This window comes from Gimesia fumaroli (assembly GCF_007754425.1).
GTDB lineage: Bacteria > Planctomycetota > Planctomycetia > Planctomycetales > Planctomycetaceae > Gimesia > Gimesia fumaroli.
This window is the reverse complement of sequence record NZ_CP037452.1, coordinates 4612956-4633528: the sequence shown is the minus strand read 5'-3', so window position 1 is coordinate 4633528 and position 20573 is coordinate 4612956. Positions and strand designations below refer to the sequence as shown.

Annotated in this window: 12 protein-coding genes; 4 read left to right on the top strand and 8 right to left on the bottom strand. The window is 50.6% G+C overall.

Annotation, left to right across the window (positions count from 1 at the left end; genetic code table 11):
- Positions 1–40 precede the first annotated feature (40 nt).
- The gene (locus Enr17x_RS17430; protein WP_145310902.1) at positions 41–1771 is read left to right on the top strand and encodes an arylsulfatase; all 1731 of its coding nucleotides are present in this window, start codon (positions 41–43) and stop codon (positions 1769–1771) included.
- Positions 1772–1848: 77 nt separating this feature from the next.
- On the opposite strand, the gene Enr17x_RS17425 is transcribed toward Enr17x_RS17430, so the two are convergent.
- The 4 genes from Enr17x_RS17425 to Enr17x_RS17410 form a co-directional block, all read right to left on the bottom strand.
- Positions 1849–3669, bottom strand: a complete 1821-nt coding sequence (locus Enr17x_RS17425) for a hypothetical protein (RefSeq protein ID WP_145310900.1) — start codon at positions 3667–3669, stop codon at positions 1849–1851.
- Between the two features lie 369 nt (positions 3670–4038).
- The gene (locus Enr17x_RS17420; protein WP_145310898.1) at positions 4039–5595 is read right to left on the bottom strand and encodes a UxaA family hydrolase; all 1557 of its coding nucleotides are present in this window, start codon (positions 5593–5595) and stop codon (positions 4039–4041) included.
- Between the two features lie 214 nt (positions 5596–5809).
- Positions 5810–7444, bottom strand: coding sequence for an arylsulfatase (locus Enr17x_RS17415; RefSeq protein WP_145310896.1), 1635 nt, complete (start codon positions 7442–7444; stop codon positions 5810–5812).
- Between the two features lie 78 nt (positions 7445–7522).
- Entirely contained in the window at positions 7523–8173 is a 651-nt protein-coding gene (locus Enr17x_RS17410; RefSeq protein ID WP_145310894.1) for an RNA polymerase sigma factor, read from the bottom strand.
- Positions 8174–8303: 130 nt separating this feature from the next.
- Here Enr17x_RS17410 and Enr17x_RS17405 point away from each other — a divergent pair, with 130 nt between their 5' ends.
- Positions 8304–10643, top strand: a complete 2340-nt coding sequence (locus Enr17x_RS17405) for a hypothetical protein (RefSeq protein ID WP_145310892.1) — start codon at positions 8304–8306, stop codon at positions 10641–10643.
- Between the two features lie 51 nt (positions 10644–10694).
- On the top strand, positions 10695–14219 hold the full coding sequence (locus Enr17x_RS17400; RefSeq protein ID WP_145310890.1) for a WD40 repeat domain-containing serine/threonine protein kinase: 3525 nt from the start codon (positions 10695–10697) through the stop codon (positions 14217–14219).
- On the opposite strand, the gene Enr17x_RS17395 is transcribed toward Enr17x_RS17400, so the two are convergent.
- The 4 genes from Enr17x_RS17395 to Enr17x_RS17380 all read right to left on the bottom strand — a co-directional run bounded on the left by Enr17x_RS17395 (position 14216) and on the right by Enr17x_RS17380 (position 19296).
- Positions 14216–14938 (bottom strand): hypothetical protein, encoded by a 723-nt coding sequence (locus Enr17x_RS17395; RefSeq protein WP_145310888.1) that lies wholly within the window; start codon positions 14936–14938, stop codon positions 14216–14218. The two genes, Enr17x_RS17400 and Enr17x_RS17395, sit on opposite strands and share 4 nt — an antisense overlap.
- Before the next feature lie 163 nt (positions 14939–15101).
- Positions 15102–16478: a carbohydrate porin gene (locus tag Enr17x_RS17390; protein WP_145310886.1), complete on the bottom strand. Its 1377-nt coding sequence runs from the start codon at positions 16476–16478 to the stop codon at positions 15102–15104.
- A 154-nt stretch (positions 16479–16632) separates the two neighbouring features.
- Complete coding sequence (locus Enr17x_RS17385; RefSeq protein WP_145310884.1) at positions 16633–17613, bottom strand: HAD family hydrolase; 981 nt, start codon at positions 17611–17613, stop codon at positions 16633–16635.
- A 105-nt stretch (positions 17614–17718) separates the two neighbouring features.
- Complete coding sequence (locus Enr17x_RS17380; protein ID WP_198000638.1) at positions 17719–19296, bottom strand: arylsulfatase; 1578 nt, start codon at positions 19294–19296, stop codon at positions 17719–17721.
- Positions 19297–19590: 294 nt separating this feature from the next.
- On the opposite strand from Enr17x_RS17380, the gene Enr17x_RS17375 reads away from it, so the two are divergent.
- Positions 19591–20118 (top strand): GNAT family N-acetyltransferase, encoded by a 528-nt coding sequence (locus Enr17x_RS17375; protein ID WP_145310881.1) that lies wholly within the window; start codon positions 19591–19593, stop codon positions 20116–20118.
- Positions 20119–20573: the final 455 nt, after the last annotated feature.

Here is a 20573-nt window from a genome sequence, read left to right as displayed (position 1 = left end):
CAATGACTTCTGATTTGTTGATTGAAGAAAGGCTTTGTTGATGTTGAAGTTCCAATCGAAATGCTGTTTTGTCTGGTTGATACTGGGAATGCTTCTTTCAACGACGAATGCACTTTCTGCCTGGGGCGCAAACGCGGAATCAGAGCGGCCGAATGTCGTTCTGATTCTGACTGACGATCAGGGTTATGGCGATGTCGGCTTTCATGGAAATAAGAAAATCAAAACGCCGCACCTGGATCGTATGGCAAAAAACGGCATCGAATTGACCCGGTTCTACTGCAGTCCGGTGTGTGCCCCGACCCGCGCCAGTCTGATGACGGGCCGCTATTTTTATCGTACCGGCGTGATTCATACTTCGCGTGGAGGCGCGAAGATGCACGGAGAAGAAATCACGCTGGCAGAACTCTTAAAACAGGCAGGATATAAAACCGGCATTTTTGGGAAATGGCATCTGGGAGATAATTATCCGATGCGTCCAGAGGATCAGGGATTTGAAGAAACACTGGTTCATAAAAGCGGTGGCATCGGCCAAACGCCGGATCAGCCAAACAGTTATTTTGATTCCCGGCTGTGGAAGAATGGTAAACGGTTTCAAGCAGACGGTTATTGCACCGATGTGTTCTTCGACGCTGCGATCAAATTCATGGATCAGCAAAAACAGGCGCGGCAGCCATTCTTTGTTTATCTGCCAACCAATGCACCGCATACACCTCTGGAAGTCGATCGTTCATACTGGGGGCCGTATCAGAAAATGGGGCTGAATGAAACGACGGCGCGCGTTTATGGAATGGTAGAGAACCTGGATGAGAACGTGGGAAAACTGATGGCCTGGTTGAAACGAGAGAAGCTGTCAGACGATACGATCGTGATTTTTCTGGGAGATAATGGACCTCAGCAAAAACGGTTTACCGCTGGCTTACGGGGCAGGAAGTCCTGGACCTACGAAGGCGGAATTCGTGTTCCGTTTGTCGCGCAGTGGCCCGGTCATTTTCAAGGTGGCACGAAAAGTGATCAGATCGCCGCACACATTGACCTGCTGCCAACGCTGCTTTCACTGACAAAGACACCTCGGCCCGCTTCTCTGGCACTGGATGGGATCGATCTTTCTGAACTGCTATCGGGAAAGAAAGCCGAATTGCCTGAACGCAGTCTTTTTTTCCAGGTTCATCGAGGATTGACTCCCCAGCAGTATCAAAATTCGGCCGTTGTGACACAACGGTTTAAACTGGTGGGATACCCGGGGACGTTTGGTGATGAAAACCTGATGCAACAGGCAGAACCCATTTTGGAATTATACGATTTGTCTGTCGATCCGGGAGAAGCAAATAACCTGATTCAAAGCAAGCCGGAACAGGCGGCAGCGCTCCGCCAGAAATACGATGCCTGGTTTTCTGCAGTACAGAACACACGTCATTTTACTCCAGGTACCATTGTGATTGACAAAGAGAAGGAAGATCCCAGCGTGCTGTGCCGTTACCAGGACAGCACTTACTCTCACGGGGTCCCTCAAGGCTGGATGGTGAAGATTAATAACCCGGGATTATATCGTGTTCAGATCAACAGAAAAGCGATGCAGAACTCAGGGAAGCTGATTGTCGACTGGCAGGGGCAGAAGACGCATGAATATTTGAATGCGAATGAAAACACTGCCGAGTTTGAATTGCGTGCCGGCACGGGCATGCTGGATATCTGGTTTCAGACGGGGACAGATCGAGTTTATACTCGGAACAACAACACAGTGGGTGACGTGACACTGAAACAAATTAAATGAATGTGAGCCGGGGCATAAAAAAAAACGGTCTGGAAGAAACTCCAGACCGTTTGAATTTTTAAACGTAAAATGAAATTTTAGTAGAGCCAGTCGATACCGATACTCCAACTGCCAACACTCCAGGATTCACGTTTGACATCGATGGAGGGGAACAAGCCTCTGGTAGGCATGCCCTGCCAGCGAATACTGTCATAGGGTCTGGCCATTTCTCCGGCGACAATGTACGTGTAACCGAATTTGAATTTTGCTTCCTCAAGAAGTTTCATTCGTTTTAGTACTGGTACTTTGTCAAAGATTGCCATTTCCATGAAGATAGACTGTTCAAAGATTGGTGAGATGTGGGTGTGTGTCTGACGATCGGAAAAGGCGTTTGGATTCGGGTTGTCGGCTGTTGGATCGATTAACGCTTTAGGTCGTTCAGAAGTAGGGTCAGTAGGATCTTCGACGCGGGTGATCATCCCAACGTTGTCCCCTTCCAGTTCAATAGTTTCCTGATTGGCCATGATACCAACTTTGGTCTGACCCCAGATTTTAAATTTGTCACCACCGATGTCAAACTGAATCCCTAATTCAGGTCCAGCCAGATGGGTATCGACTTTGTTGTTGACATAAGTGGTTGTGGGAGTCACAGCCACGTCGGTAACAGCATCTGTAGGAGCAACGAAGAAGGCGGTGGAAGTACCTGTTCCTCCATCGTCATCTTCCACGACACCTGCGTTGTCAACAATACCGTCTTCGTTTTCATCTGTTCCGGTAGGGAGTGAAAACAGTTTCAAGTCCGGACGAATTCCGGCGATGTTATTCGCATCGCTATAGAGCAGGCCACTGTCAACACCAACGAATCCGAAACCTTCCCGAACCTGCATGTATCTGGCACCTGCCAGAGTACGAATTTTCAAGGCTTTCTTGTCAACAAATGGCGTCGACATCCAGGTGGCGTTCGTACCCCAGGCCTGGCTGACTACTTTCACTCTGAAATCCAGGTCGTAAGGAACGGTGACTCCATTCACTGTACCGTCATCAAGAGGGAGGCCGCCCAGGTTCATCAATTCGTTTTGCAGGATGGTATTGATTTCAGCCTGGGTCACACCAGGGATCGTAGTAAATACCCCATCACCATCCGGATCAATAAAGTTGGGAGGTGAGAGCAGGATGTCCATAATCGCCTGATTTGCTGGATTGGGTTTGTGAGTCGAATCCTCAATCGCCGACCATGACGAATTTGCCTGAGATATCCACCATCCCGAAAGTTCAAACCCGCTATCGTCATCGTTGGTCCAGCCCCAACGTAGACGAACACCAGGTGCATCCAAGCTGGGTATCTTGTTGTAGTGGACCGAGTCAAAGTAGTTTAAACCTTCGTTTTCGCTGAACTGATCAAAAAATTCCTCATCGACTGCTGCGATCAGTTCGTCTTCAACCATATTCAGGTAGGAAATGGACCCGCTATTTCCGATCAAGGCACCACCAGGATTCTGGTAGCGTGAAAAGAGTGCTTCCGTGCTGAAGAAGTATTTTTTACCAGCGTTGCTGGACTTGTATGACCACAAGCCGTTCTTGTCGACCCGATGTTGTTGAAACATCTTTTCGAAAGGAGAAATGCGAGGGAACGCACTCAGCGAAGACTGTGGCCCGGCGTTCATCGGAACTCCGGGCATACCGGGTGCACCATAACCACCGGTTGCCGCCTGAAAGAAATTCGGCGGAGGTGGGGGGGCTCCCATGGATGATTGTACGTTCTGAGTGAATCCCGACAGATTCGAGGAATTAAATGATACGGGCTGTATCATCCCCGACTGCGTCATCGGAGGGGGATATCCCTGCGCATGCACTGTGGAATATGCGTGTGAGATCAGAACGATGCTCAATACCGGTGCTAGCCAATTAAGAAGCCGCATCTATACGTCCTTACAAACAGCGGAAACTTTGATAACAATCCGCGCGATCTAATACGGAATTGCGCGGAGTCTGTTGCTGGTTATATCGGACATCGCTTCTGGTAAACTGTAGCGATTATTCGGAAGATGCCGAATTTTCCTGTTTCAATAGTTCTATCGATTGTATTGAGCGTGAAAGTACGTGTTCGGAAGTGTAGTCTCTGGTGGGTGTTTTCAGGAAGTTGACGAATGGGAACAGACAGGTATAAATGGCTAAGTCTTTTAATAGAAGTAAGATAGGATTATGCGACTGAGTTAATTCGCATTTTTCTTGACGGATTTCGAAATAGGAGGGTGCCAATTGGTCTTAGAACGAAGAAAGGAAACGCTTTATAGAACCGGTCCGATGCTCCAGGGGCAGAATTCTTCGTCTCCGATGCCCTGGAGTTCACTTTTGGTTTTTTTACCACTGGCAACATCGATGACCAGTTCGAAGATCTCCCGCCCCACTTCTTCTACAGAGGTCCCATTTAGAATGCGACCGGCGTCCAGGTCCATGTCATCTTCCATTCGTTCATACATTGGGGTGTTGGTCGAGATCTTGATGCTGGGAACAGGCTTACAACCGAAGCAGCTGCCACGGCCCGTGGTAAATGCGACCACATTCGCGCCGCCGGCAACCATCCCGGTAACCGAAGCGGGGTCATAACCCGGGGTATCCATAATCACAAAGCCCTTTTCTGTGACGGGTTCCGCGAAACGATAGACTTCACGCAGGGCTGTGCTGCCCCCTTTGGCAATCGCCCCCAGTGATTTTTCATAAATCGTGGTCAGGCCCCCTCTTTTATTGCCGGGAGAAGGATTGTTATCAATGACGACTCCAAACTTGCCTGTATACTCTTCCCACCATTTGATCCGTTCAATCAGTTTCTTGCCGACTTCAGGGGTGATGGCTCGGCGGGTGAGAAGATGTTCGCCTCCATAGATTTCCGAGGTTTCGCCCAGTATCGAAGTGGCACCATGAGCGACGAGCAGGTCACTGGCAATTCCCAAGGCTGGATTGGCGGTCACACCACTGTTGCCGTCACTGCCGCCGCACTCCGTTCCCAGAATCAGCTCCGAAACGGGAATGGGTTCGCGTTTGACGTCATTCACAATGGGCAAATAGTCTTGCAAAAGGGCGGTGACTTTTTTGACTGTTTTGGCTATCCCCCCTATGTCTTGAATATTGAGCACCAATGGTTCCAGAGGTTTGGGGGCCTTGAGGTTTTGTAACTGGACCAGCCCTTCGGAATCCGAGAGAAAAGAACCTTGCCCTGTTTCACATCCCAGCCCCAGAACAACATACGCGCCGATATTAGGATGCTTGGCAAAGCCGCCCAGAGTTCGCATTAGTTGATGATGGTCTTCGCCATCATACTGCATGGCACACCCCCCCTTGTGGACCAGGGGAATGATGCCGTCAATATTCGGATAGTCTTCCAGCGAGGTTTTCGCCAGTTCTCGGGCAATGTATTTGGACGCGGTTGCCGAGCAGTTGACCGTACTAATGATCGCCAGATAGTTTCGCGTGCCCGCTTTCCCGTTCGGACGGCGGTAACCCATGAAAGTCCGGCCTTCCACTGGTTCCGGGGGAGCAGGCACATCGCTGGAATAAGCGTAATCCAGGCTCAATTCCCCGGCTTCCAGGTTGTGACTGTGAATCCAGTCGCCTGGCTGCATGTCCGACGTCGCAAAACCGATCACCTGACCGAACTTACGGATTGGCTCTCCCTTGGCAATCTGCTGAATGGCGACTTTATGTCCTAAGTCGATATCTTCCCGAGCCGTCACGCTTTCGGTTTCCGAAAGGGGACATTCCTGGTTTTCCGCCACCGAATTACGGGCAATGGCAATATTATCTTCCGGGTGCAGTTTTAAGAGCGGCGAAGAGGCAACGGATGACATGAGGAAGGAACGTTCTATTAATAAAGGAAGAGGAAAGACATCGCGGGATGCAGCGGTGAATCAAAAACCTGTCAATATAAGGACCAACAGGTCACTATTATTTTAATATCTCGATTTCCTGTTCCAGAATCAAGGGATCGGATGCTCTGCGCCGGTTTTATCTGATCTGTTTAACGCAGATTTTGATACAGGAGCCGTTCTATAGCGAAGGAGTTTACTTCTTACGGTAGAAAGCCGGTCCTTTACTTCGATAGCCGGGTGGGGGGAGTCGATCCCAGGGGACGACGCCGACATGCTCTGCCCAGGCGTCCCAGAGTTCCTCGAGAGAAGCAACACGTTTGGGTTGCTGCTGAGCCAGGTTGTTCAATTCGCTGCGATCCTGACTCAGATCGTAGAGTTCCCAGTCCTGTTTGTGCTGTTTGACCAGTTTCCAGTTCCCCTGACGGACGGCTTTGTTGCCTTCATGTTCCCAGTAGAGCGTGCGATCTTCAGTTTTCTCCGGGTTCAGAAAGGTGGTACGCAGACTTTTGCCTTCAAAGGGACTAACCAGGCGGCTTTGTTTTACAGCCGGGTAGGTAGCTTGAGAAACATCGACGCAGGTTGCCATCAGGTCGATCACATGTCCCATTTGACTGGTCCAGCCGCCGGTCTGTTGAATTTGCGCAGGCCAGCGAACGATCAGCGGCGTGGAAATGCCCCCTTCATGCATCCACATCTTGTGGAAGCGGAATGGCGTATTGCTGGCATTGGCCCAGCCGACTTCAGCACAGCGGAATGATTCACGTGTGCCTGTGACGGCGCCGGGTTGATGGCCACGATCGATATATTCGGCACTCGCACCGTTGTCAGAGAGGAAGAACACAAGTGTGTTTTCGGTCTTTCCCATTTGTTTAATCTGCTCCAGAACCTGACCAATGCCGCGATCCATGCTGGTGACCATGGCGGCGTAAACGGCCATGCGTAATTCCCATTCTTCCTGCTCTGCTTTGGTAAGGGAGTCCCAGGCTTTGGCATCCGGATCACGGGGAGAAAGCGGGCTGTTGATCAGCCCCAGTTCGGTCATTTTCTGATGACGCTGTTTTCGGAGTTCATCCCATCCAGCGCGGTAGCGTCCTCGGTAAGCGGCGATATCAGCGGGCAGCGCATGCAGTGGAAAGTGGGGCGCGGTATAAGCCAGGTACATGAAAAACGGCGTGTCTTGATTTTGTTGTGCATGATCCTTCAGATAATTGACGGCTCTCCGGCTGAAGGCATCGGTGATATAGTAGCCCTCTTTCGGTGGTTTGATCAGTTGATTGTCTTCATACAGCGGACGAGGGGCGAAATAGTTGCCGCCTCCGCCAGTGCCATACGCGCGATCAAAGCCACGCCCCAGCGGCCAGTTTTCGTTGGCTTTCCGCATGCGATAGGTCAGATGCCATTTGCCGACGTGATAACAGCGGTAGTCGGCTGCAGAGAGAACTTCCGCGATGCTGACACAGTGCTGATTGAGTTCGCCCAGATAGCCCGGGAGATTGTCATTACGATTCATCCACCCCATGCCAGCCTGATGCGGGTAGAGTCCCGTCATGAGAGAGGCCCGGGTGGGACAGCAGCGGCCCGCATTATAAAACCGGGAGAACCGCAGGCCCTCTTTGGCTAACTGGTCAAGATGAGGTGTCTTTATTTCCGAGCCATAGCAGCCCAGGTCAGAAAAACCCAAGTCGTCGGCCATGATCAGCATGATATTCGGACGCTCATTCGAAGCGGCATGGACTGTCTTCAAAGAAGAGAGACTGAGTATCACACAGAGAAAGAGCAGAGTGATTCGTTTGGGGAACAGGCGGCGGTGGTATATTGAGTGAATCATGTGCTTGTTTGTTCTCCTGAATTGCGGCGCGAAGAATCGGGAACAGTCTCTCTATTGTTATCGAGAATGGGAGTGGCGTCAACTTTCTGTGATGATCGTCGAGTCTGCTTCAGCATCGGTGAACGCTTTGCGGATCAGATTATTTTTGCGCTCAATACGTTGGATGCTGCATTTGAGTTCTTCTGCGATCTCAGCGTTGGTCATGCCGGCCAGCTTCATGGATATAATCGTCTGACATTCGATATCGAGCAATTCGGACGCTTCTTCCAGTTCGAGCTTGAGCTGCTGATTGACTTCCTCAAAGACGATCTCTTCAAACGAGGACTTGGCGTCAGAATTGGTATAGTCGGTCGCCGAAATCACTTTCCCGCCTCCCCGTTTTTGTGTATTGATCTGTCGCCAGCGGCGCGAAAGTTTGCGGCGGGCGATGGTCATCAGAAAGCCCCAGAGGTCGTCTTGATCGGTGAGGGGCGGTTTCGAGGGATCTTCCAGACGTCGCCATAAGCTGAGAAACGCGCTTTGTAGAATGTCGCTGGCTCCCGCATGCGGCTGCAGTTGGGGCGAAAGTCGTTGTTCCACGTAGTTTTTCAACAATCGATGAAATCGATCCCAGATCTGCTCGAAGCGGGGCGAAATGGTGGATTGCATTTCTTCCAGCACGCTTTCCGCGAATTCCGGCAGTTCTTCAAGGGAGTCATCGGGGCTGACGTTGTCGGGTGGTTGCTGCATTTTAAAAAAATTGAAAAAACCTGGCGGATGAGGAATTATTTTGGGCAGTAACTGATTGAGGGGGAGAAAAAGGGCTCTCTTTCACTGCTTCCGTTCATTCAATTATCACTTTCGGGTTTGGAGTAAGTCAATGAGTCATAACCGTTTTCGTGGCATTCTTTGTTCTTTAATTAACTTGCGTATCTCGGGGGGCGTTGTCACGACCCTGCTTCTGCTGGGGAGTGTAGGGTGTTCAGGGGAACCGGGCGCTGATGACTTATCTGAGATCATGAAACAGAATCCACCACATCATCTTGCGGCGACCAATCGGGAAATTGAGATTCTGACGGTTGAGCCGGACGGTGACCAACAGTGGAAGATACAATTTGAGTGTCAGGAAACCCCGGAGGAAGACTGGTTGTTGAAACTGGATCTGGCGCAGGAATCGAAACAGGACAAGGCCGAGGAAGCAAAATATCAAGCGGCACTGCAGGCACATCAGCAACTGCGGGCACCAGAAAGTCAGGGGCTGGACAAACTGAAACAGGAAATCGAACGTTTTCCGTTTCCCCCGCTGTTTCAGCAAGTCTATCGTAAAGGAACGCCCGTCAAATGGAGTGCTACGGCGGTTGTGGATCAATCTGGCGAGAAACCGAAACTGACGGTCTCTGATCTCAAACTGTCCGATGGGCGATCGTTAAAGAATCTGATTGCGAAATCAGCAATGCCAAAAGAAGCAGTGCTGGCGGACGGCGGTCCCCTGGATCCGTTACGTCAATTTACGGAATTGCGACAGAAGTTGATCACCAGCGTCGTACAGGCCAAACAGACGATGGAGCAGAGACTGAAGGCGGAACAACAGGCGCTGGTCAGTTTAGTTCAACAGCCGATGGCGGTCGCGGGAAAACTGTTTCCCGCGCAGACAGAATCAGAAGAAGTCACATTGTTATTTGAACCAGGGACGGCAAACACCTTCAGCGCCGTGGCCATTGACGCCAATGATACGCTGTCGCGGGTGGTCTTTAATGGGGCTCTGTATCTGCCGCCAGTGGAAGCAGCCGATTCGCGCTTGTTCCGCCGCGTGCATGATGGCTGGATGCTGGTGTTGAAGAATGAAGATTCCAGTCTGTCGAAAATGGCACGAAAAATACGTGAGAACCGAATTGTGTATTATGACAAAGCAAATAATCGGTTTCATCTATCTGATTCACGCAGAGCGACGCCTCTCCAACCTGCGGCTGCATCAAGTGCTTCGCAAAGCGTTTCTCAAAAAGAGCTGGCGCAGGCAATCACAGAAGGGACGCAATTCAAAGGCAGTGAATCGATAACCGGACAGGCTGACCGGGCGGTGGTGATGTCGATCACAAAATTTGAACCGGAAACGGGAAATGTGCGAGTCGTGATCGAAGATGCCCAGACGCCTTTCACGTTTGCGGTTTTTGAAGGCAAGCTGCAGCGCGAGGCACCGCATCATCTGGGGATTCCGGTGCGACTGGAACAGGTGACGTCTCATTCGCATCCCAGCCAACAGCGACCGAAAACGGGGCTGTTTTCCCGCAAATCAGGCAGTAACCTGTTGTTGATTCCGACCGAGAAGGGATTTGTGGGCCGTTTTGCCCAGACTGATGTGAATGTTGAAAAGATCTCCGGTGAAACGGAAATCGTCTCCGCCGATCAACGCTGGCAGAATACTCTGGTTCCCGGATATGCCTGGAGAGGTGTGACGAAATGGGGTGACGAAGCAGTGAAACGAGCAACATTGCGAGTCGCAGAAATTCGTGATCAGGGGAAGTATGTGCGTTTGACGCTGGAGCGGGATAATGACCCGGTTCAGCAGGTCGTTTATGAGGGTTCGCTCGTCACGGAAGACGGGCGGATCGACGGATATGGTCTGGTGACTCAACAGTTTGGTACTGCTTCGATTTATGAACACGATTACTTTGGCGTCTTTTTCAGTCGCTGGCAGTCGGAAGATAAAAAAGTATTTCGAATCTCTCCTGACGGCAAGAAAATCTATGGATTGAGCAAACAAGGCGAAGTCTTAACGCTGGAACGTGACCCCGCTGTGGAAAAAACGGACCAACTGACAACGGATGAACGGAAACAGGTCTGGAAAAAGTGCCTCACAGTGGGGAAGATATGGGAAGGGACGATTAAAAGTGTGAAACAAAAACAGACGGCAGAAGTGAAAATGATCGTACGTGGTTATGAATTGGACGGGAAACAGGTTACTTTAGAGTTCGTTCCGAAAGTCAATCGTAAAGCCAAAACAGTATTTGAAGGGAGCCTGGATACCTCTGACAAAGGGACCAATGGATTTGGGTTGATCGCAAAAAAGAAACTGAAATTCAGTGGCCCTGGTAATGTGTTTGGCAACTGGGATACGCAACTGGAGTTTCGTCTGGATGCGTCAGGAAAACGAATACTTGGTCGGACCAATGATCATGGTGATGTGGAATATCTTGACCTGCGTCTGATGGAAACGAAGTAGTTAGGCAACGATGACTCGGCAACAAGGCTCTTATTCCATTCAGGTTCCTTTATGATCGATCAACTGAGATTTGATGACTATCATTTAATTGATTCGGTCTGCGATGAATACGAATCAGGGTGGACCCCCGACAGTGCGCTGGAGCTGAAATCAGCTCTGGCGCAGTGTCCCGCGCCGCTACGTCGGTATGCCTTTGTGGAATTGTTGAAGGTCGATGTCGAGTTGCGTCAGCGGCGGGGAGTGGCTGTCGGACGGATTGATTACCTGACGCTCTATCCTGAATACCGTGATGCCATTGATGCTGTGATTGAGGTGGCGGGCACGGAACCCACGGCGACGCTGATTTCATCAAAAGCCGACTCGGCTGAGGCCGATTTGCATGCGTCCGGTGAAACCAATGCTGCTTCAACTGACGCGGAGTCGCGGTTCGGTCGGTTTCTCCTCAAAGCGGAACTGGGGCAGGGGGCGTTTGGTACGGTCTCACTGGCCTATGATCCCACGCTGGATCGTGAAGTTGCTTTAAAGCTGCCTCGATTTGATCAGAACGATCGCGAGCGGATTGATCGCTTTCTGGCGGAAGCACAGATTGCAGCACAGTTGCAGCATCCGAATATTGTTGCTGTCTGGGAACGAGGTCAGGTCGGAGAACAGTTTTATATCTCTTCCGCCTATGTGCAGGGAGAAACGCTGAAAGAATTTTTGGATCAGACGAAGCCTGATGTGAGGCAGATCGCGGTCTGGGTACGTGATCTGGCCGAAGCGCTGGCGTATGCCCATGAGCAGAATATTGTGCATCGAGATATCAAGCCGGCGAATGTGATCATCAACGAGCGAGGGCGTCCGATGATTATGGATTTTGGGTTAGCAAAACGGATTGATCACGATGTCGCTCTGACGTCGGACGGTTTGATCCTGGGAACCCCCGCGTATATGTCGCCCGAACAGGCGCGGGGCGTGACTCAGGAAATGGGTACGCAGAGTGATCAATATTCACTGGGCGTGATCTTTTATGAACTGTTGACCAGACAGCCGCGCTGGTCCGGGAAAACGCATGAGGTATTGTTGAAGCTGCAGTCTGATCCGCCGCCGCCTGAAATTCAAAATAAAGAGACGCCGGTTCCCGTGGATTTGATTGCCGTCTGCCAGAAAATGCTGCAGCCAGCGGTGGAGAATCGTTATGCCGACTGTCAGGCGATCGGCGATGATCTGACGCGCTGGCTGGATGGGCATCCTGTTTCCGTTCGTCGCGTAACGCAGACGGAACGGTTTATTAAATGGTGCCGTCGTAATAGAGTGATCAGCAGTCTGGTGCTGTCGACCGCCGTCATCCTGCTGTTCAGTCTGACCGCGGTTTCTTTTTCGCTGTTCGAAGCGTCTGAAGCACGGAATGAGGCACAGCAAAATCTGGAATATGCACAGACTCAGGAACAAGAGGCCGTGGATGAGCGGGATAAAGCGATTTCCGCAGCCGAGGCGCAGCGCAAAGAATCGGCGCGGAACAGTCTGCTATTGGCGGGATACAATATACGGGCGGGCCGCTTTTATGAAGCCGAATTATTGCTGAATGCCATCGATGAAAAAGACCGTGGCTGGGTCTGGAACCTGCAATCCGCGCGGATTCCGCGGGAAATAATTTCGATCACACATCCGGAAGGCAAAGCATTTCAGGATGCCAACATTTTTTTTGATGATTCCGGAGAAAAGCTTGCACTGAGGCACGCAGTAGGAAACCGGCTCGTTACCTGGCTGTATGAGGCGAAGACGGGCAAGTTCTTGAGTAAGGTGGCTGATGACTACGAACTGGTGTCTCCTTCGGGAGCAGGTTTTACTCAAGGGGGGCGTTATCTGACGGTCATAATGTGGAATCGCTTGCCCCAGGGGGGGCAGACTCCTTTTAATCTGGGGATCTATGATACAAATACGAAACAGATCATCGCCACTCAGGATGACATCAGTAATTATTCCCCCTGCCTGACTCAACCCGAAGCAGTGGTGATTCAACGGCGTGACCAAAAGGGGAAGTATGCTTATTCTCTATGGAATTTTATAACCGGGAAAACGGTTGAATTCGGTACCGGACCAAAATGTCTTCCATTCAATTTTAGTGTGAATCAGGATGGGACAGTGTTGGCTCTACGATACAAAAATATGATGACGTTTAAATCCAGTGAAAAGAGGCAAACCGTTTTACGGCCGATCATGGATCGACTGGGAGCGACGCACTGGAATGTTTCGCGAGATCAAAAATATGTAGTGGGACAGTTGCAAGATCCCTGGCCTTGGAATCGTCGGAATAAAATGGTACCGGCGGGGCAGGCTGTGGTTGTACAATTTCCGGCTCGGATGATTTCCGTGCTCGAAACAGATGACTCGGTGGCACACGCGTTATTCCAATATGCCGAGTTACAGAGTATGACGCTGAATATATTTAATCAGGGCAGTGGATTCTTCCTGACGACTAATGATCGCTTTGTTGTGCTCAATTCCAGTAATACCGCAGTAATGCAACCCCAGAAGAAAGAACTTTGCTGGTGGAACCGTGATACGGGAGAGTATCTGGGGAAAGCGATGGGGATTGCTGTCAGTTCCGATGGAGAACGGTTTGCATCGATCGAATCTAAAACGGTCAAAATACGCGAGGCGCCCGTGCGGATTCGCCGTTTTCGATCTCAAGTGACGGAAAAGGAACTGGAGAAGTGGGAGCCGGTTCAACCCCGCAAACAGAATCGCGTCTATCCTGTCATCCTGTATTCTCAGGAAGAACCCTGGGTGGTGCTGATCCACGATCAGGGTACTGACACCGTTGATCTGGAAACACGAGTGATCAGCATCAAGCATGCCTCAAAGGTTTTTTATCACCAGGCGCGGCGGGTTGCCTTTCATGAACCGACGGGAACCCTGGCCTTAATTAATGGCAACGAGTTTCTGGATCTGTTTTCGCTCAAAACCGGCAAGCAACTGGCCCACCTTCGCTGTGATCCCTGGCCCGTGAATACGGATCTGACATTTCATCCGAACGGAGAACTACTGGCTGTCGGGCATGCCGACGCGCTGGTGATCTGGTCGATTCCGGAGCAGAAGGTGATCCACCGAAACAAGGAGTTCCGATTCATGGAAGAGGGGAACGGCAAACTGAAATTCACCCCGGACGGAAAGTATCTGTTCATTTATGGCAAACGAATCGACACCGAAACCTGGCAGCCGACAGCAGCACAACCTTTTAAGTCAGACCACCCGGTCAAGTTTTCGCCGGACAGCCAACTGTTGACAATTGATACCGCAGACGGACTGGTGCAGATTCATGAGGTGGAAACAGGCAAGCTGGTGCATCAGATTCAAACCGATGCGCAGTCCGTCTATTCGCACTTTCATCCCCGGGAACCATTATTGGCAGTGGCACGAAGTGACGGGCATCTGGAAATTTATGATACGAACACCTGGGATCTCGTGCTGGATGAACCGCTGCCGCGAGGGGAGTTGGTGGATCTGGTCTTCAGTACCTCAGGGGATTCTCTGGCGGTGGGGGTGCAGACGAAAGGGACACGACGTTGGTTTGAGTTTTCGAATCGACGTTAGTCTTGCCATTCGAACACTTTTACTCGGCGTCTTTTGTTCCAGGAATCAATTGGAGGAAAGTTTAAATTCAGACTGGCGTATTCAGATTGGCTGATATAAGGAACGATGAACTGATCTTTATTCTCGCTTTTTTCATACGGACGATACTTAACATCATTGATGCGCACAATTTGATCTGAATTGAGTGCAAAATGATGAACCCCCAAGCCATAAAACCAGACACATGCTCCAGTCACCTCTAAGATATTAGTTCCATCTTTCGAGAGTTTTGCATTCCTGATTCCTGATGCGCTCGTCAAAATTGTATCCCAGCTCAGTAGTTCGTAGTTTTTGTTTGTCACCACACAGAGGGTGGTGATAGGAAGTTTCTTATAACCCGGAGCCTGATACGGGGTGAGTAGAAATACATGGCGGGTTTCTCCTGCCGAAGTCTGAAATTGAGTATCCCAGATGACTCGTTTTACAAAACCCTTTTGTAGATAAGTGTTGATGAGCCCTGACTCCCAAGATGCTCGTTTTCTGATAAGATGCAGTAACAGTAATTTATCTTTGGAACTCATACTGCTTTCCTGGATTGATACGTGCAGTTCATCCAGTCTTTGCGTGGTCGATTGATGGGGCCACGAACTCCTGGCAAGGAAGAAACCGATGGCCAACGCGATAAACACAAAGGTCAGTTTGCGAATCCATTGAGAAAATATGATCCCTGTCTTGCTCATGGGAGAGTTTTCCGCGCGAGTAAACTGAATTCAATTTATCGTGGCCCGAATAAATCGATCATTGTGTAAGAGTACCTGAGTGGTCTTCTACAAGTTGATAATCTACTCTATTTGCCAGTCTAGTGCAGCATCGCTTTTCGCAGAATTGGAATTCAGAGAGACTCTACAGTTCAATCACGGCTCTTAAACCCACCACGAGCGCCGTATCAGCAGTCTGGCGGGCGGGTCTGAGGACCTGCATATCGGCGGTCAAATGAAACCATCTGGTGATTTCGGCATTGTAGAAGATTTCGACGCCATACCCGTCGCCGACACCTCCCAGTGCTGTTTCAATGAAGGGGGCCAGGCGGTCGCTGGTGGCGGAATAATACCAGCCGAGGCCGAATGTGTCAGATTTGCGGCTCGAAATAGGACTGTTGCCACCAATACCTAAACTGAGGAACCAGTCGATCGGATTCGTACGATCATCGGCGATGCCAGCCCGGCCGAAGACGCCCCAGCCTCGTGTGGGATCGCAGGGATCGACAAAGAGGTATTGATCGAAGTTCCAATAGAGGGACCAGGAATCGGTCTCCCGCGCGATTGGAATATCGGGCAGGGTGATGAACGGGTCCTGTTCCAGCGAGGCATAGTCTCGACTGCTCCAGCTGGCTCCGAACAGAAAGTGGCCGGGTCGTCCAAAGAGATTGGTTGGCAGGCGTAGTTCGGGAATGACCGCGGCGCCGTTGGCAAACAATTCATCGAAGCCACTGGTTCGAGAAGTGTCGGTTGAATTAAGAACCGTAAAAGTAAAGATCGGTTCGCCTTCGCGCAGAATCAGAAAGCCGGTCCCTAGTGTTGAATAGACAATGGTACGGAGGCCAATCGGAGTCGCGACGAACGCCGCGTTGGAGAATTGTGTCTTACCCCGACCATGGGCGAAGGCGTTCATGTCACCATCAAGCGTATCCAGCTTGCCCGCGAAAACGCCGAAGGTTTCAGAAAACATTTGTGTGAACAGCACATTGGTCAGATAGAGTTCCGTGCTATCGGCGACCGGGAGATCGGCAAGCACGTTGACGGGAATGATGGCGCCGGTTGCGTCACTGATCCCTTCACCAAATCGGTGTTCTGCACGAAGTTTGACGAACAGCCCCTGAGGTCCGCCAAGCTTGCCCGAGTCGATATTCGTCACATAATCGCCGTGCCCCGAATAACGGAATTCCTGTTCGAGGCCGCCGGAGGCGACTCCCATATAGAACTGGGTCAGATCGGCGTCAAAGGTGATTCCCTGTTCGGCCAGACAGGGACGGCGTGCAAACAGATTTTCGGTCAGTGTGGACTGGCTCCAGAAATCCGGGCCGGTACATTCTTCACACTCCGGCTCACAAGCAACAGCTTCTGGCGGAGCTTCTTCGACAAGGGAAGCGGGTAAATATTCGTCTGCGTGAGTTGAGCGACTGGTAAAAGCGAGGCTGAAAATGCAGATCAAAAAGCAGGTGAATTTGAGTGTTTTACTTTGTCGCAGGCAACGGCGCGATTTTCTTATGCCTGTGAACATGAAATATCTCGATCAGGATACGATGAAAGTGAGAGATCCTTTCGGTACTTTTCGACACAGACACACACACACCGGCTCAATGTATATTTGATAGTACCTGTATGGTCTGAACAGTGCGGGGCTGGTTATAACGGTTATACCAGTTAGTGCAGTGCTAATTGTCGGGCGTTGGTGCGGGATAGATCCGTTTCCAGTCGCGCTGCATATCGATCACGGTCCAGCCTTTTGCTTGCGCTTCCTTCAGGGCTTGATCGAGCTGTCCGATGTGCGACTCGCGATCGTAGGCATATTCCCGTTTGGCATCGGTGTGGTGGACCAGGGCTTTGAGCGTGTTCTCTCTGCGGTCGGTCCACTGTAGCATTTGCAGATCGCCGTCCGAGTTGCCGAACGCCATCACAGGTGCGCGGCCAATGTAACGGTGAATGCCCACCGGTTTCCCTTCCTTGTCATCAATCAGGTCAATCTCAGCCTGCCTGACCAGAACCGGTTTGCCATCTCGCTGTTCCAGTTTGACTTTGATACTGCTGCCGATGACCTGTTCGGGGGGAATACCATATACGTCTTCGGTCCAGACTCGCAGGAAGTCGATGCCTCCGCCGGAGACGATATAGGTTTTGAAACCATTCGCACGTAAGAAGTTCAGCAGTTCGAGCATCGGTTGAAAGACTAACTTTGTGTAGGGGACCTGTTTCTCTGGATGACGGGCGGTTTTGATCCAGTTGCGAACGGTTTTCTCAAATTCGTCGGTCGTCATTCCCGTGTGTGTCACAGCCATGATTTTCAGTAACCCGGCTTTCCCGGATGCGGCGATGGTTTTAAAATCATTTTCCAGAACCGCTTTGAATGGTTGCTCGGTTTTCCATTCCGGGTGTTGATCGGCGAGGGCTCTCACACGGTCCAGAGCAAACAACAGTTGGAAATAAGCCGGTTGTTCGGACCAAAGCGTGCCGTCATTATCAAACACGGCAATTCGTTCCTGTGGCGTTACATACAGGGGACAACCATCGTTGGTCGCACATTTCACGTAGTTGATAATCGCGTCTTTTGCAGGGCCAGCATTCCAGGAGGGAAGGGGATCGGCGGCGAATACGACATTGATCGAAAATAGACAGAAGAAAACGAGTGCGTGTCTCATGGAAGTCTCTCGAAAATGAATTTGCTGTATTATCACAGATCATAAACGAACGACTGGCTTACCTGAAGCAAGCCAGTCGTTAATTATGCGATACGACTTCATTGGCTATCGGCCGCTAGCGGCGTCTTCAATGGTCTTTTGGATTTTTTCCAGGTTGAAGGACCCCGGGGTCTGGCTGGGTGGGTACTCCTGCATGGATTGCAGAAAATTGGCTGCGATCTGCTGCATGGGCACGATCACGTACACCCGCTTCAGGAACCAGTCATTATACGTATTCGCGTTGTGTTGTGCTTTTTCGAAAGGATCACGACGGAGATGGAACAGCAGTGGCACACGCAACTCGACAAAAGGCTCACGCCAGACCTCGAAGGCTTTCCCCCGGTTTTCCAGGAAGACGGCTTTCCAGTCATAAGCGCGGATCGCGACGATCTGACCGTCATCATTCACATACATGAATTCTTTGCGTGGCGGCTCTTTCGTTTTTCCAGTGAGATAGTCGAGTTGATTGTGGCCGTCGATATAATTGCGATACTTGCGGCCGTTGAGTTCGACCCCCTGTTTGAGTTTCTCTTTGATTGTGGTATCGCCGGCGGCTGCGGCAAATGTGGGCAGCCAGTCTTCGTGAGACACGACCCCATTCAGCGTTTTACCAGCGGGGAAATGCTTGGGCCAGCGGACAAACGCCGGGACGCGATAGGCGCCTTCCCAATTGGAATTCTTTTCGTTACGGAAGGGGGTGGTGCCGGCATCGGGCCAGGTATTGTAATGCGGGCCATTGTCCGTGGAATACATTACGATGGTATTGTCGGCGATGCCCAGTTCATCCAATAGTTTGAGCAGCTCGCCGACATGCATATCGTGTTCGACCATGCCGTCGTGGTATTCATCACCGGTCGGACCACTTAGTCCACGGTGTTCCTTTTTGACGTGCGTGCGGAAGTGCATCCGGGTCCCGTTCCACCAGCAGAAGAAAGGTTGGCCGGCAGCATTTTGTTCTTTGATAAATTTTTTCGCAGCGGCGACGGTTTCGTCATCGATAGTTTCCATGCGTTTTTTGGTAAGGGGGCCGGTATCCTGGATCTTCTGTGTACCATCTTCGTTTGCCCAGGAATGAATCACGCCTCGAGGTCCGTACTGTTCTTTAAATGTTTTTCCGTTGCGTAACACCATATCGCCGGGATAGTCTTCGTGTTCGGGTTCTTCTTCCGCATTCAGGTGATAGAGATTTCCGAAGAATTCATCGAAACCATGTGCGGTCGGCAGGTGTTCGTCACGGTCCCCCTGATGGTTTTTGCCGAATTGTCCCGTAGCGTAGCCGTTACTTTTCAAGACGGTTGCCATGGTGACGTCGGTTTTCTGCCAGCCTTCTTTCGCGCCGGGTAAGCCGACTTTAGTCATGCCGGTGCGAACGGGAACGTTACCACCAATAAATGCCGCACGTCCCGCAGTGCAGCTTTGCTGACCATAGTAGTCAGTGAAGGCAATTCCTTCGCGGGCGATCCGGTCAATGTTGGGAGTTTGATAACCCATCATGCCACGATTGTTGTGACTGATGTTCCAGGTTCCAATATCGTCACCCCAGATGACAAGAATGTTGGGCTTCTGCGCAGAAGACAGGGCGGGGAAACTAAATAGTGTCAGAAGCACGATCCAGACAGGGAATTTTAGTGTGGGGGACTTCATGAGTGGTTCCTCTGGTACAAAATGCATTATGGAAACAGGTAGACTAAAGAGTGCCTGAATTCAGTACAGGAAATCGTTTCAAAGTTGTTATAGGTCCGTCAAAAAGATTTAAAAGAGATGAGATTCAAAGATTGGGTGATTCAAACGGGCCTTAACAATGATGCTAATCAGGAAACGTCTTGAAGTCCAAAGAATAAATCGTGAAGATTGTAAATCCACTAATACTAATGAACCTTAATGTATTATTGATTGTCCGCAGTGAAAAACCTCCCTGATTTAAGGCGCACCCTACAAATGGCATTTGATACGCAACCTACTCTGATCGGCGATCTGCTTCAGTTACGTCCGCTGCAGTCAGACGACTATGGAAGCCTAAATGCGGTTGCCTCGGACCCGCTGATCTGGGAACAGCACCCGGCGTCTGATCGATACCAGCAGGAGGTCTTTCAGAAATTCTTTCAGGACGCGATGGATTCGGGTGGGGCGTTGATTGCCATTGATCAGAAGACAAATCAGGTCATCGGTTCTTCCCGTTATCACGGGTATAATGCAAATGCTTCAGAAATCGAAATCGGCTGGACGTTTCTGGCCCGTTCTCACTGGGGCGGTCAATTTAACGGTGAAATGAAACGACTGATGCTGCAACATGCTTTCCGCTTTGTGGAGTCGGTTCTGTTTCTGATTGGTCCTGAAAATATCCGTTCCCAGCGGGCGGTCGAGAAGATCGGCGGCTTGCGCGATGGCAGCCGTATGGATGCTTCAGGGCTGGAAAGCTGGTTATACCGGATTCGTGTGGATGAGTTTCATGAAAGCAAGGCCTGATCGAATGAAGTCGGGTCTTGCTTTTTCTACTTGGACAGGAATGCCAATATAATCGATTTTCATATGATCCGAATGAAAGGGTTTTCCGTTCAATAAGCTGAGAGTTATCTGGAGTATCTTGTTTAGAGAGTAGGCGAAGGATGACATAGATGAAGACTAAGCGAAGTGATGACTCACTTGGCAGGAAAACGTTTCGATGTGAAGTGACGAATCCCAATTTTAATAAACTCAGGAAAAAGGACCGTGTTTTCTGATCATACCAATGCCTTTACCTTACGAACCAATTCCTTCAGGATTGGCTCATATGGACTTGTTGGCGCTGATCCTGGTTCCAATGTGGATCATTGGTAGCTCGATTGCCAATGCAATATTCAAGTTTGAGGTTCCTCCTCGGGCGGTCTTCGAAATTGATGCAGACCAGTTTCGGATGAATCTGGTATCGCGTGAATCTGGCG